Raw genomic sequence first — 14,340 nt, 5'->3', positions numbered from 1 at the left:
CGGATAAAAATATTTACGCGTGGTGTATAACGAGTTATTTAACAATGCAAGCACAGACAGACAACTTAATTGAAGTACGGAACATGTCATTTACTCGAGGAAATCGGAAAATATTTGAAAATATTAATCTGACCGTTCCTCGTGGGAAAATTACGGCAATTATGGGGCCGTCAGGGATCGGTAAAACCACATTACTGCGCTTGATTGGTGGGCAATTACGGCCAAATGAAGGTGAAATTTGGTTTGATGGTGACAATATTCCTGCACTGTCACGCTCAAAACTGTATCAGTCTCGTAAAAAGATGAGCATGCTGTTTCAGTCGGGGGCGCTATTCACAGACATGGACGTATTCAATAATGTGGCTTTCCCGTTGCGTGAGCACACTAACCTGCCTGAATCGCTGATCCATACTACAGTGATGATGAAATTAGAGGCGGTTGGCTTGCGAGGAGCCGCAAAATTAATGCCATCTGAGTTATCGGGAGGTATGGCTAGGCGGGCAGCTTTAGCGCGTGCTATCGCTCTAGATCCTGATTTAATCATGTTTGATGAGCCTTTTGTTGGTCAAGATCCGATTACTATGGGTGTTTTGGTTAAATTGATTGATGAGCTTAATCAAGCATTGGGTGTCACCTGTGTCGTGGTTTCCCATGATGTTCCAGAGGTATTGAGCATTGCAGATAATGCTTATATTGTTGCGCAGCAGCATGTCATTGCTCAGGGAACGGGTGAAGAATTGCGTGAAAACCAAGACCCTCGTGTGCGACAATTCCTTGATGGTATTGCGGATGGGCCTGTTCCATTTCGTTTTCCCGCCAATGATTATCTAGCTGATTTATTAGGGTAAATAAAATGATAATAAAGGCGATTGCAGCCTTCGGACGCCGATGGATTGACATATTTTCCGCGTTTGGTCGAGCAGGCTACATGCTGTTTCGCGCCTTACTTGGCAAACCAGAGTTTCGTAAACAATGGCCATTATTGATGAAGCAATTGTACGCCATTGGTGTGCAGTCATTGCTGATCGTTGCCGTCTCAGGGTTATTTATTGGGATGGTTTTAGGGTTACAAGGTTATTTGGTTCTCACGACGTTTAGTGCTGAAGCTAGCTTAGGTATGATGGTGGCGCTTTCACTATTGCGTGAACTAGGCCCTGTTGTGACTGCGTTGTTGTTTGCCGGACGAGCGGGTTCAGCGTTAACAGCTGAAATTGGCTTAATGAAAGCGACTGAACAGATTTCTAGCCTTGAAATGATGGCAGTTGACCCTCTTAGGCGTGTCATCGCCCCACGTTTTTGGGCTGGTTTTATTAGTATGCCATTGTTATCTCTAATTTTTGTTGCTGTCGGTATTTTAGGTGGTGCATTAGTTGGGGTTGACTGGAAGGGTATTGATGAAGGCTTTTTTTGGGCTTCAATGCAATCTTCCATTGATTGGCGGCTAGATTTAGTCAACTGTGTGATCAAAAGCTTAGTCTTTGCCATCACGGTTACTTGGATCGCATTATTTAATGGCTATGATGCCATCCCAACTTCGGAGGGGATAAGCCAAGCTACAACAAGAACAGTTGTACATGCGTCATTGTCTGTTTTAGGACTGGATTTCGTACTTACCGCACTGATGTTTGGGAACTAAGTCATGCAAAGTAAAAAAAGTGAAATATGGGTTGGTTGTTTTATGTTGCTGGCGATTGCCGCAATTATCTTTTTATGTTTAAAAGTCGCTGATTTAAAATCGATAGGAAGCCAATCCACCTATCAAATATCAGCATCTTTTGAAAATATTGGTGGCTTAAAAGAAGGCTCTCCAATCAAAGTGGGCGGTGTGGTGATTGGTCGAGTTGCCAGTATCACATTAGATAAAAAAAATTATGTTCCTGAAGTGAAAATTGATTTATTGAGTGAATACGACAATATTCCTGATTCGAGCTCACTTTCAATTCGCACATCAGGTTTGTTGGGTGAACAGTATATTGCAATGAATATCGGCCCAGATGATGAAGAATTAGGTATCGCAATCTTAAAAAATGGCGGGCGCCTTGAAGATACGAAGCCAGCTATGGTATTAGAAGACTTAATTGGCCAGTTTTTATATAAAAGTGGTGATAGCCAAGGTGCAGAGCCAGAGTCAACTGCACAGTAATTTGATGCTCCCTTTGAAGAATAAAGGAATGAATTATGTTTAAACGTTTAATGATGGTTGCTATGTTGGCAATTGCGCCATTTGCCATGGCAGTAGACCAAACCAACCCTTATAAATTAATGGATGAAGCGGCGGCGAAAACGTTTAACCGCTTGAAATCAGAGCAACCAAAAATTAAGCAAGACCCCGAGTATCTCAGAACAATTGTTCGTGAGGAACTATTACCTTATGTACAAGTTAAATATGCAGGGGCTTTGGTGCTAGGAACCTATTATAAAGGGGCTACCCCTGCCCAGCGCGAGGCTTACTTCAACGCGTTTGAAGATTACCTTGAGCAAGTTTATGGCCAAGCATTGGCGATGTATCATGGCCAAACGTATCAAATTGCACCAGAGCAACCACTGGGTGATAAAAACATTGTGGCTATCCGTGTGACGATTATTGATACCAACGGTCGTCCTCCCGTACGTTTAGATTTCCAATGGCGAAAAAATAGCAAAACAGGTTATTGGCAAGCTTACGACATGATTGCAGAAGGCGTGAGCATGATCACGACTAAGCAAAATGAATGGGGTGATATTCTACGTAAGCAGGGTGTCGATGGCTTAACAAAACAGTTAGAAATCAGTGCAAAAGCGCCAATTACTTTAGAAGAGAAAAAGTAATATGAGTCAGTTGTTAGCATGGGAACTCAATGAAACAACACTGTATCTCACCGGGACATTAGACCGTGATTCGTTAATGTCGTTTTGGGATAAAAAAAACTCATCGCTGGAACAGGTTGAAAATATAGATGTTTCTGGTCTTAAGCACGTGGACTCAACAGGGTTAGCGATGCTGGTTCGCTTAAAAAGTGAACTCCAAGCTAAAAACCGTTCACTGAATATTATCGGTGTCAGTGATAACTTGAATACATTGATTGAACTATATGGGGTTCAAGCGATTATCCTCAATTAGGTTAAACATCCTAAATTGGGTCAAGTTATGTAAAAATAAGCGCCTCTATGTGCTTTTCGGCACGAGAGGCGTTTTCTTTGGTTTAAGTGTTGAGCCTAATCCTTTAGGATAGGGGATTAAGCTCTGAGTATTCTTATTGGGATGCTTCTGTACGCTATGCATGCAATTTGCACTATTTAGAGTAAAATTATAAATCACAAATAATTAATAAATTGAGTCATTATGGATACCAACGAAATTAAGCAAGTATTGATGGAAAAACTGTCTCTGAATGAGGCTATTGTTACTGGTGATGGTAGCCACTTTCAGGTTATTGCTGTCGGTGACATGTTTGACGGTATGAGCCGTGTTAAGCAACAGCAAGCAATTTATGCGCCTTTAATGGAGTATATTGCGGATAACCGCATTCATGCTCTGTCTATTAAAGCGTACACCCCTGCGCAATGGGAGCGCGATCGTAAACTTAGTGGTCTTTGATTTCAAAGCCTAAGCGAACAGACTGTAAAATTCGACATACGAGAATACTTGAATGGATAAGTTTTTAGTTAAAGGACCAACCCGCTTACAGGGTGAGGTCACTATATCTGGCGCAAAAAATGCGGCATTACCAATCCTGTTCGCTGCTCTATTGGCTGAAAAGCCAGTAGAAATACAGAATGTCCCTCATTTGAGGGACATTGACACAACGATTAAATTATTGAATCAACTAGGTACTAAAGTTAAACGCAATGGCTCAGTTTACGTCGATGCAAGCACTGTAACGACATACTGTGCGCCTTATGACCTCGTTAAAACCATGCGTGCATCCATCTGGGCTTTAGCGCCATTGGTCGCTCGTTTTGGCCACGGTGAAGTTTCTTTACCTGGAGGCTGTGCTATTGGTGCTCGCCCAGTTGATTTACATATTTCTGGTTTAGAGCAATTAGGCGCAAAAATTGTTTTAGAAGATGGTTATGTGAAAGCCACGGTTGATGGTCGCTTGAAAGGTGCTTGCATTGTGATGGATAAAGTCAGTGTGGGCGCGACAGTCTCTATTATGACGGCTGCGACCTTAGCTGAAGGAACCACAATCATCGAAAATGCGGCACGTGAACCTGAAATTGAAGATACAGCCAACTTCTTAAATACTCTTGGCGCAAAAATCACAGGCGCAGGTACTGACCGTATTGTTATAGAAGGTGTTGAACGTTTAGGTGGGGGTGTCTATAAAGTACTGCCTGACCGTATTGAAACAGGAACATTTTTAATTGCTGCAGCGGTTTCACGTGGCAAAGTCATCTGCCGTAATGCACGTCCAGATACACTCGATGCAGTGTTAGCTAAACTACGTGAAGCAGGGGCTAAAATTGAAATCGGTGATGACTGGATTAGCTTAGATATGGAAGGCAAGCGTCCAAAAGCAGTGACATTACGTACAGCACCACACCCTGGGTTCCCAACTGATATGCAAGCACAGTTTAGTTTACTCAATCTTGTTGCTGATGGGGCGGGGATGATCACTGAAACCATTTTTGAAAATCGTTTCATGCATATCCCTGAGCTAATTCGTATGGGGGCTCACGCTGAGATTGAAAGCAATACTGTGTTATGTCACGGTGTTGAAAAATTAACCAGCGCACAGGTAATGGCAACAGATTTACGCGCTTCTGCGAGTTTAGTTATTGCTGGCTGTATTGCTGAAGGGACAACAACAGTTGACCGTATTTATCATATTGACCGTGGTTATGAGCATATCGAAGATAAACTACGTGGCTTAGGTGCTGATATTCAGCGCGTGCATTCAGATGATTAATGCTTTGAAAAGGTGAATGAAGTGTTGGCTTCATTCACCTATTTGATAAATCAAAAAAGGTTGTTCGATATCGAACAACCTTTTTTACGAAAGACCGTTTTAAAATGATTATCCTGCCTGTTCATCAGGAATTTCTTCGATAATCACATCAATATTTTTAATTTCGCCATCTCGTAAAATCTGTACTGCGGTTTTGCTTCCAGGGCGGATTTCTGCAACTAAGTCCATGGTTTCTGCGGCTGAAATAGCCGGTTTGCCATCAACGGATAAAATGATGTCTCCTTGCAATATCCCCGCTTTGGCTGCGGGCCCGTTTGGGGCAACCTGGAAAACCCGTAACCCTTGTATTTGGTTAATATTATTGTTATTTGACCTAATTTGAGGCAGTTCGCGTGCTGTAATACCAATATAACCACGGATAACTCGACCATCACGAATTAGTTTATCCATGATTTTAGTCGCAAGGGCAGTAGGAATGGCAAAGCTTAAACCTTCAGAGCTAATGCCCTGGCCAGCAGTGAAAGAAAGCGTGTTGATTCCGACTAACTCACCTTCGGTATTAATTAATGCCCCACCAGAGTTACCCGAGTTGATTGAGGCATCTGTTTGCAGGAAATTTTGCCGGCGAGTAGAGCTTAGCCCTACGCGACCTGTTGCACTGATAATCCCCTGAGTAACAGTTTGACCTATATTGTAAGGGTTACCGATTGCAAGTACGACATCACCAACATGAGTGACTCGTTGTGTATTAATTGGAATAACAGGTAGGTTATCAGCGTCAATTTTCAGTACGGCGAGATCAGTTAATGGATCAGAACCAACCAATAGGGCATCAAAAATAGCACCATCTTGTAAAGCCACTAAGATTTGGTCTGGGTTATCAACGACATGTTTATTCGTGATAATGTAGCCATTTTGGCCCATGATCACACCTGAACCGAGAGACTTTAATTCACGTCCTGACTGGGAGAAGCTTCCTTTTGAACTGCTGTAAACATAGACCACTGCAGGTGCAGCACGACGTACAGCTTTGTTATAACTGACGGGTTCACTGCTTGTTTTACCATATAGTAAATCGGCTAAACCTTGAGGGCGCAAAGAAGGAACCGCAACGATAATAATCAATGCAGTCAACAGGCCAAGCATGACAGATAAAGTTAGCTTCTTCACCATAGGATATAGAATATTTAGTTATTGCTTAAACATGTTCTGAGCATAACACAAAAAAAAGGGTACAGCAGAGTGATACTGTACCCGTTTATTGATTTTCAGAGGGTTTTTGATGAATTAATTTTTCATCAGTAAATATAAGGTTTCACCATCACGTAATACTTTCATTGCTAACACCGGAGGTTTAGCGTCGATAATCTTACGGAATTGCTCAATAGTCTCAACACGAGCGTCATTGACACCAAAGATTAAATCACCTTTTACGAGGCCAATGGCTGCGGCTGGCGATTTTGGCGCCACGCTGTCAACTTGTACACCTTTAGTGTTGCTAACGGTTGCATTAGAAATTGTTGCACCTAATAACGATTCACTCAGTTTTTCTGCTTTTGTTGCTGAGCCTTCGTCGTTCTCAAGAACCACTTTGACTTCCATCGGTTTGCCTGAGCGAATTAAACCAATAGTGATCTCTTTACCAATTTGGCTAGTACCGATTTTAGCTCTTAACTCAGCAAAGCTATTAATGCGTTTACCATCAACAGAGACTAAAACGTCACCGGATTTAATACCTGCTTTAGCAGCCGATGATTTAGGTAAAACTTCACTTACGAAAGCACCACGCTGTGCATCAATATTAAATGCTTTAGCGATATCGGAGTTCATCTCAGTACCTTTGATACCTAAGATCCCGCGTTTTACTTCACCATGCTTAATTAACTGCTCGCTAAGGTTTTTAGCCATATTACTTGGGATCGCAAAACCGATACCGATATTACCGCCACCTGGTGCCAAAATAGCGGTATTAATACCGATTAATTCACCATTTAAGTTAACGAGTGCACCACCAGAGTTACCACGGTTAATGGAAGCATCGGTTTGGATAAAGTTTTCTAACCCTTCAAGGTTTAAGCCACTACGACCTAATGCTGAGATAATCCCTGATGTAGCTGTTTGACCTAGGCCAAATGGGTTACCAACCGCAACAGCGAAGTCACCAACACGTAATTTGTCGGAGTCTGCAATACTAACCGCAGTTAAGTTTTTGATATCTTTTGCATTGCTTATTTTCAATAACGCGATATCAGTTTGTGGGTCTTTGCCAATTAAGTTAACCGCAATTTCACGGCCATCATTTAATTGAATTTGAATTTTGTCAGCACCATCAATTACATGATTGTTAGTTAAAATATAACCTTGCTGGGCGTCAATAATGACACCAGAGCCCAAGCCTTCAAATGGACGCACGCTTTGTTGTTGCTGTGGTATATTTGGGCCAAAAAAGAATTTAAGCTCTTCTGGAATTTGTTGGTTCTGTACGCGAGTACCAGACACATGAATATTCACTACAGCAGGCAATACTTTTTCAAGCATAGGGGCCAAGCTAGGCATGTTCTGGCTTTGTGCTGTAGCCGGTAAAGTGGCGGGTAATGCTGCACTGCTAACAGCAGGAATAGCCGCTAAAGATAACCCTAAACTCATTGCTACTGCGGTAAGAAAAAAGTTTTTTCTTTTCATAATTCAGTCGATTCTCTCAAGAATAAATTATTAACTCACTGTGAATGCAATTTTAGAAGAAACACAATGCGTTGATATAATATTGGTTGGTATCAGATTCAATTTTACTGATGACTATGACTACCGATTATGCGCAAAAGTTCCCATGACGGGTAGCGAATATCTACTCTTTTACATCTATTTACATGTGCTTTAAGTGAAACTTTAACTTCTATACACTATATAAATGAATTGTTAAATTATATTTGGATGGAAATCTTGTTCAGAATTATTAAATAAAAATTTAATAATGGAAGACATACGGAAAGTGACTAAATTTAGTGCGTTTTATAGAAAATCACCAGTAAGTGGTGCTTACTGGTGATAAAAGATAAAAATTTACTTTTCTTTCTCTTCGATAGGACGGAAAAGACCCGAAGCACCATCTGAGTAATCTCTTGGTGGCATTTTAACTGGCGCTTGGTCGTTATCCGCTTCAGATTCGGTTAAACGATAGTTAAATGGGTTGTCTTGTGCTGGCATATCAGGCATTAATTCAGATGAACTTTGTGCCATGTGTTGATATAGCTGACGGTAGTCACGCGCCATTTTATCCAATAATTCTGCGCTACGAGCAAAATGACTAACAAGTTCTTTACGGTACTCTTCGAGTTCAGTACTTTTTTTGTCTAGCTCAGCTTGCGCTGTTTTTTGTTGGCGAAGCTTTGGGTTGCCATAGCGCACAACTAATGCACCGATGATAAAACCCACAATCAATCCGATTAATGCATACTCCCAGGTCATGCTGACTCCTTCATTACTTCAATGTTCACAGATTCAATGTTCGCAGAAACTAGTGTTGTTACCGTTACTATACCTTAAATAATTCAAGTTGCATGTAAGCGTCAAGTAAAGCACCTTAACATATTGTAATCTGACTAGTTAAGTGATGACAAAATCTACAAGCCTTGAAGTCGACAGGTTAAATTAGCCAACAACTTATTAAGAGTGGAATCTTAAATCGAATTTCCTTACTCTATAGCGGCTCGTTAACCGAAAGTTAAATGATAACTGAATCTGGTTATAATAAAGGCAGTGTATATCAAATAACGGTAAAAAAACCGAAAAATTTTTAAGGATTATTCAGTTAATGTCGCCGATGACCCCTACAATGCGTTATCAACAAGCGCTTGCTGATGGTAACTATCAGCCAGATGACGTTCAAAGGCTCGCTGTGGAACGCTTGGATAAAATATATCAGCAGCTTGTTAATGCAACTTCTTCCACTTTACAAGATAAGCCTTCAGGTTTAAAGCAACGCTTTAGTCGTCTTTTAGGTAAAACGTCAACAGCACCGATTATTCCGGTGCAAGGGCTCTATATGTGGGGCGGGGTTGGGCGTGGGAAAACATGGCTAATGGATATGTTTTACGAAAGTTTACCAGGTACTCGTAAACTTCGCTTACATTTTCATCGCTTCATGAAAAAAGTACAAGAAGATTTGATAGCATTGCAAGGGCAAGAGAACCCGCTAGATATTATTGCGGATGAGTTTAAAAAACAAACAGATGTGTTGTGTTTTGATGAGTTTTTTGTGTCAGACATTACCGACGCTATGATCCTTGGCACTTTGCTTGAAGGGCTCTTTGCTCGAGGCATTACACTGGTCGCTACCTCAAATATCATCCCTGATAATCTCTATCGTAACGGTTTGCAGCGAGCGCGTTTCCTGCCTGCTATTGAGCAAATTAAAAAATACTGTGATGTGATGAATGTCGATGCAGGCATTGATTACCGCTTAAGGACTTTAACTCAAGCACATCTTTTTTTATCCCCGATTAATTCTCAAAACCGCCAGCATTTGGATGAGGTTTTCATCAAATTGGCAGGTAAGAAAGGAGAACAACATCCCGTCTTAGAGGTTAACCATCGTAAGATGCAAGCTATTCATGCAGCGGAAGGGGTGTTAGCCATCGAGTTTAAAGTGTTGTGTGAAGAGCCTCGTAGTCAAAATGATTATATTTACCTATCAAATTGCTACCACACCGTGTTGTTGTACAATGTGCCCGTGATGGGAACAACAGATGAAAACCCAGCACGTCGTTTTTTGGCATTAATTGATGAGTTTTACGAACGAAAAGTTAAATTGGTTATTAATGCGGAAGTGCCAATGGAATCGCTGTATCAAGGGAAACTTTTGGCTTTCGAGTACCAGCGTTGCTTGTCTCGATTACAAGAAATGCAAAGTGAAGAGTACTTGAAAATACCGCATTTAACTTAAGGGAGTAATCAAACAGGGTTGTTAGCAAAAGTTACCTGGATTGCATAATTTAAGTACAAAATGCGATGTTTATTCGAGCAAACGTAAAAAAAATGCATTTGGGGTCGATTTTTGTTTCTGACTTCTCTATAATCTTGCGACCCCACGTTACAGCGTTATTTTTTATTTCCCAAAAAATAACGCATAAATGCCAGTTAGGCTGCTCGAAGGGGTAGGTTTACTGGACAAAGAGTCGTGTGAACCTCAGAAAGCTTATGAACATGAGTGTTCACCAACGTGTAACTTCAATATTGGGTAAGTTTTAATGAAAACTTTTACAGCTAAACCAGAGACCGTAAAACGCGACTGGTACGTTGTTGATGCAGATGGCAAAACTTTAGGCCGTCTTGCAACTGAAATTGCTAGCCGTCTGCGCGGTAAGCATAAAGCGGAATACACTCCGCACGTGGATACTGGTGATTACATCATCGTTCTGAATGCAGAAAAAATTGCTGTTACCGGCAATAAACGCGAAGACAAAATCTACTATCGCCACACTGGCCATGTAGGTGGAATCAAGCAAGCAACTTTCGAAGAAATGATTGCTCGCAGTCCTGAGCGTGTGCTTGAAATCGCGGTTAAAGGCATGTTGCCAAAAGGACCTCTGGGTCGTGCAATGTACCGTAAACTGAAAGTTTACGCAGGTAATGAGCACAACCACGCGGCTCAACAACCGCAAGTTCTTGACATTTAATCGGGATTATAGCAATGGCTGAAAATCAATACTACGGCACTGGTCGCCGCAAAAGCTCATCTGCTCGTGTCTTTATTAAGCCGGGTAGCGGTAACATCACAATCAATCAACGTACACTGGAACAATACTTTGGTCGCGAAACTGCGCGCATGGTAGTTCGTCAGCCGTTAGAATTGGTTGAAATGTTGGAAAAATTGGATCTGTACATCACTGTTAAAGGTGGTGGTATTTCAGGTCAGGCAGGCGCAATCCGTCACGGTATTACACGTGCACTGATGGCTTATGATGAGACTCTTCGTTCTGATCTGCGTAAAGCTGGTTTCGTTACCCGTGATGCGCGTTCTGTTGAACGTAAAAAAGTGGGTCTGCGCAAAGCACGTCGTCGTCCACAGTTCTCCAAACGTTAATTTATTACCCTTTGGGTATAAAATTGATGAAAAAACCCGTCTTAATGACGGGTTTTTTATTGTCTATTGTTTTACTTATATTTTTATTATTAATGATAGAATAACTGCGTCTAATCATGATGCTTTATAAAAGAACGAATATATAGTTTAAAGAGAAAATAATATTTTAGCCTAAAATTAAAAATAATTATTAGTTAACTGAATTGGCATATCTTTAATGAATACGACTCAAACCATGGAGTTAACTTTAGGGTTTTTGTTCTTTATTTTTGATTTAATATTTAATTAAATTCTAGTTTTCTTCCTGTTTTTTTCTTGTTATGAAATAAATCTATGATTTTTTCGATGTGCCGCCCCTAAGTTGTACAAAATCTGTTAGAATATGCCCCTGTTTTTTTATTTCACATTTCTCGCCTTTACTGTGCGGGAGGGTTGTGTTGACTTTCAATATGGATAAATGAAAGTTAAACACAGGGGATTTTAAAATGGGTAATGGGTAATTAAAAATTAATTACATTTCGTCCATTTTGTATTTTGGAGGTTTTAATGGCTGTCGCTCCTAATAAACGTTCGGTAATGACATTGTTCTCTGGCCCTACTGACATTTTTAGCCATCAGGTACGTATCGTGCTGGCTGAAAAAGGGGTAAGTGTTGAAATTGAACATGTCGAACCCGGTCATCTGCCTCAAGATCTGATCGATCTCAACCCATATCAGAGCGTTCCAACATTAGTTGACCGTGACCTGACTCTCTATGACCCACACATTATCATGGAATACCTTGATGAGCGTTTTCCTCATCCGCCATTAATGCCAGTTTACCCTGTTGCGCGTGGTACTAGCCGTCAATTGATGCACCGCATTCAAAATGATTGGTATTCATTAATGAGTAAAATAGAGAACGGCAGTGCGCAAGAAGCCGCTAATGCTCGTCGTCAGCTGTCTGAAGAGTTGATCGCTGTTTCTCCTGTTTTTGCTGAAATGGAATTCTTTATGAGTGAAGAATTCAGTCTCGTAGATTGCTATTTAGCACCATTATTATGGCGTTTACCTGTTCTTGGTATTGAATTGAACCCATCTAGCAGCAAATACTTGCAGTTATATATGCAACGTGTGTTTGCACGTGACGCATTCTTAGCATCGTTGACTGAATCTGAGCGCGAAATGCGTTTGTCTACAAGAGGCTAAAAGAATGATGGAAATGACAGCAATGTCACCACGTCGCTCTTATTTGTTACGTGCCCACTATGAGTGGTTGCTTGATAACGATATGACTCCGCATTTGGTGGTTGATGTCACCGTTCCTGCTGTTAACGTTCCTATGGAATTTGCCCGTGATGGGCAAATTGTGTTGAATGTTGCGCCAAGAGCTGTTGGTAATTTTGAAATAACCAATGATGAAGTGCGTTTTAATGCTCGTTTTGGTGGAATACCTCGCCAAGTTTATGTTCCTATGGCCGCAATTATGGCGGTATATGCACGTGAAAATGGGGCTGGAATGATGTTTGAGCCTGAAGCTGCTTATGATGCAGAGTTATCAGCAGGTTTTGAACACGTTGAAGAACCTGAAGACAACATTACTCTAGTTCATGAAGCTGAATCTGTGGATGAAAAGTCACATGAGCCATCAGGGGATGAACCACCACGACCACCAAAAGGTAGGCCTTCTTTAAGGGTTGTTAAATAACTCATTAGGCGGGTTAGCAGCAAATTAAGAACAGGGGGGAAACCCTCTGTTTTTATATTCCCTCTATGTTCAAATAAATGGATAACTAAACCCCTAGAAATAACAAAATACCTTCAGCAGCATTACGCCCATCATCAATCGCAGTCACAACAAGATCTGAACCTCTTATTATATCTCCACCAGCAAACACTTTTTCATGTGAAGTTTGAAAAGGGATGGGACTATTACGGTTTGCTAAAATATGACCATACTTATCACGCTTGATTAACGCGTTATTCAACCAAACTTGGTCATGAGGTGCAAATCCATAAGCCACAATTACGGCATCGGCTTCGATAAAAAATGTTGAATCATCAATGAGTTCTAATTGATAGCGGCCATTTTCTAATTTGCCATTTTGTGTGCGAGTGGCGTAAACCCCTGTAAGCTGTTGTTGCTCATTAACGACAAACTGAGTGACTTGCAAATTAAAGTGGAACTGAGCGCCTTCATCTAATGCATTGGCGACTTCTTTTCGTGAGGCTGGCAGACTTTGTTCATCTCTACGATAGAGACAACTAACTTGCTTCGCTCCTTGGCGAATAGCGCTACGAACACAATCCATCGCGGTATCTCCACCTCCTAATACGATAACGCTTTTTGAGTGTAAATTGATATAGGGCTCATCATTAGGAATAGGAAGTTGCATTAAATGGCGCGTATTTGCGATTAGGTAGGGGAGTGATTCAAAAACGCCTTGAATCGGTTTTTTAGGCACGTTGCCTCGAATTGCTTGGTAAGTACCAGTACCAATAAAAATAGCGTCATAAGTGCAAAGAAGCTCATCTAGAGAGATATCTGTACCCACCTCGGTATTCAATTGAAACTGAATGCCCATTTCTGTAAATATTTCTCGTCTTTGGACCATTAATTTCTTTTCTAACTTAAATGAGGGAATGCCAAAAGTTAGTAATCCCCCTATCTCAGGGTGTTTATCAAAAACGACGACATTTACACCATTTCGAATAAGTACATCAGCGCAAGAAAGGCCTGCAGGGCCTGCACCAACAATGGCGACACGTTTGTTTACAGAGCGAATAGGGGAAGAGGTTGGACGCCATCCCATCTCAAAGGCGGTATCATTAACATATCGTTCAATATGACCGATAGTGACAGAACCTGTTGTATCATGAAGTACACATGCTAATTCGCAGAGTTTTTCTTGTGGGCAAACGCGCCCACAGATCTCAGGTAAGCTATTGGTATGATGAGATAATTCAGCCGCTTCAATTATTTTTCCTTCAGCAGCAAGTTTGAGCCACTTTGATATTGGGTTATGTAACGGGCACTTCCATTCACAAAAAGGGCTACCACAAGAGAGGCAGCGGCTCGCTTGCTGTTGTACATCAACGGCATTATCGGACTCATAGATTTCAGTAAACGCTATTTTGCGGATTGCCAGCGCTTTTTTGAGCGGTTCGCGACGTTGGTGACCGAAAATATTCGAACTCATGGTATTCCTTACTGAATTTTGTCTGATTTTACTTGAGATAGCTTGGGCTTTTTCTGTGATTTTAGCGGCCTTACCCAAGGAACAATAGTGCTATTATTTTGATTTTTATGTGATTATGATTAAAAGTTATCCGAAATGAACTTTTACTTTATCTAATAGAAAGAAAATACCTGATTGTTTTTTATCA

Annotated in this window: 16 protein-coding genes; 12 read left to right on the top strand and 4 right to left on the bottom strand. The window is 41.0% G+C overall.

The genetic code is table 11. From position 1 onward, the window contains the following. Positions 1–44 precede the first annotated feature (44 nt). The 7 genes from mlaF to murA all read left to right on the top strand — a co-directional run bounded on the left by mlaF (position 45) and on the right by murA (position 4,892). On the top strand, positions 45–848 hold the full coding sequence (gene mlaF, locus PSF67_RS01085) for a phospholipid ABC transporter ATP-binding protein MlaF (protein ID WP_102137926.1): 804 nt from the start codon (positions 45–47) through the stop codon (positions 846–848). 5 nt (positions 849–853) lie between these two features. Next, positions 854–1,636: a lipid asymmetry maintenance ABC transporter permease subunit MlaE gene (gene mlaE, locus PSF67_RS01080; protein ID WP_102137925.1), complete on the top strand. Its 783-nt coding sequence runs from the start codon at positions 854–856 to the stop codon at positions 1,634–1,636. Positions 1,637–1,639: 3 nt separating this feature from the next. Next, entirely contained in the window at positions 1,640–2,143 is a 504-nt protein-coding gene (gene mlaD, locus PSF67_RS01075) for an outer membrane lipid asymmetry maintenance protein MlaD (RefSeq protein ID WP_102137924.1), read from the top strand. A gap of 35 nt (positions 2,144–2,178) precedes the next feature. After that, the gene (mlaC, locus tag PSF67_RS01070) at positions 2,179–2,808 is read left to right on the top strand and encodes a phospholipid-binding protein MlaC (RefSeq protein WP_102137923.1); all 630 of its coding nucleotides are present in this window, start codon (positions 2,179–2,181) and stop codon (positions 2,806–2,808) included. Position 2,809: 1 nt separating this feature from the next. Next, positions 2,810–3,100, top strand: a complete 291-nt coding sequence (gene mlaB, locus PSF67_RS01065) for a lipid asymmetry maintenance protein MlaB (protein ID WP_102137922.1) — start codon at positions 2,810–2,812, stop codon at positions 3,098–3,100. Between the two features lie 222 nt (positions 3,101–3,322). Then, on the top strand, positions 3,323–3,577 hold the full coding sequence (gene ibaG / locus PSF67_RS01060; protein ID WP_004258269.1) for a BolA family iron metabolism protein IbaG: 255 nt from the start codon (positions 3,323–3,325) through the stop codon (positions 3,575–3,577). Positions 3,578–3,629: 52 nt separating this feature from the next. Next, complete coding sequence (murA, locus tag PSF67_RS01055) at positions 3,630–4,892, top strand: UDP-N-acetylglucosamine 1-carboxyvinyltransferase (RefSeq protein ID WP_102137921.1); 1,263 nt, start codon at positions 3,630–3,632, stop codon at positions 4,890–4,892. Positions 4,893–5,000: 108 nt separating this feature from the next. Here murA and degS read toward each other — a convergent pair whose 3' ends face one another. From degS to zapG, 3 genes are all read right to left on the bottom strand, one after another. Next, positions 5,001–6,065: an outer membrane-stress sensor serine endopeptidase DegS gene (gene degS, locus PSF67_RS01050; protein WP_272676406.1), complete on the bottom strand. Its 1,065-nt coding sequence runs from the start codon at positions 6,063–6,065 to the stop codon at positions 5,001–5,003. Positions 6,066–6,179: 114 nt separating this feature from the next. Further along, positions 6,180–7,574 (bottom strand): Do family serine endopeptidase, encoded by a 1,395-nt coding sequence (locus tag PSF67_RS01045; protein ID WP_102137919.1) that lies wholly within the window; start codon positions 7,572–7,574, stop codon positions 6,180–6,182. 378 nt (positions 7,575–7,952) lie between these two features. Continuing rightward, positions 7,953–8,357 carry a Z-ring associated protein ZapG gene (gene zapG, locus PSF67_RS01040; RefSeq protein ID WP_004908297.1) on the bottom strand — a complete coding sequence of 135 codons (405 nt, stop codon included), beginning with the start codon at positions 8,355–8,357 and terminating at the stop codon, positions 7,953–7,955. 346 nt (positions 8,358–8,703) lie between these two features. On the opposite strand from zapG, the gene zapE reads away from it, so the two are divergent. The 5 genes from zapE to sspB all read left to right on the top strand — a co-directional run bounded on the left by zapE (position 8,704) and on the right by sspB (position 12,661). Beyond that, positions 8,704–9,834, top strand: a complete 1,131-nt coding sequence (gene zapE / locus PSF67_RS01035; RefSeq protein ID WP_210843468.1) for a cell division protein ZapE — start codon at positions 8,704–8,706, stop codon at positions 9,832–9,834. 304 nt (positions 9,835–10,138) lie between these two features. Continuing rightward, complete coding sequence (rplM, locus tag PSF67_RS01030; RefSeq protein WP_004258237.1) at positions 10,139–10,567, top strand: 50S ribosomal protein L13; 429 nt, start codon at positions 10,139–10,141, stop codon at positions 10,565–10,567. Between the two features lie 14 nt (positions 10,568–10,581). Continuing rightward, entirely contained in the window at positions 10,582–10,974 is a 393-nt protein-coding gene (gene rpsI / locus PSF67_RS01025; RefSeq protein ID WP_004258235.1) for a 30S ribosomal protein S9, read from the top strand. Between the two features lie 546 nt (positions 10,975–11,520). Beyond that, the gene (gene sspA, locus PSF67_RS01020) at positions 11,521–12,162 is read left to right on the top strand and encodes a stringent starvation protein SspA (RefSeq protein ID WP_004258227.1); all 642 of its coding nucleotides are present in this window, start codon (positions 11,521–11,523) and stop codon (positions 12,160–12,162) included. 7 nt (positions 12,163–12,169) lie between these two features. Continuing rightward, positions 12,170–12,661, top strand: coding sequence for a ClpXP protease specificity-enhancing factor (gene sspB, locus PSF67_RS01015; protein ID WP_442959142.1), 492 nt, complete (start codon positions 12,170–12,172; stop codon positions 12,659–12,661). An 85-nt stretch (positions 12,662–12,746) separates the two neighbouring features. Here the strand turns inward: sspB and PSF67_RS01010 are convergent, their stop codons facing one another. Further along, positions 12,747–14,153, bottom strand: coding sequence for an FAD-dependent oxidoreductase (locus PSF67_RS01010; RefSeq protein ID WP_272676404.1), 1,407 nt, complete (start codon positions 14,151–14,153; stop codon positions 12,747–12,749). Positions 14,154–14,340: the final 187 nt, after the last annotated feature.

Source organism: Providencia sp. PROV076 (genome assembly GCF_028483405.1).
GTDB classification, from domain to species: Bacteria; Pseudomonadota; Gammaproteobacteria; order Enterobacterales; family Enterobacteriaceae; genus Providencia; species Providencia huaxiensis.
The sequence above is the reverse complement of the archived record's forward strand: the minus strand, read 5'-3'. Positions and strand labels throughout refer to the sequence as shown.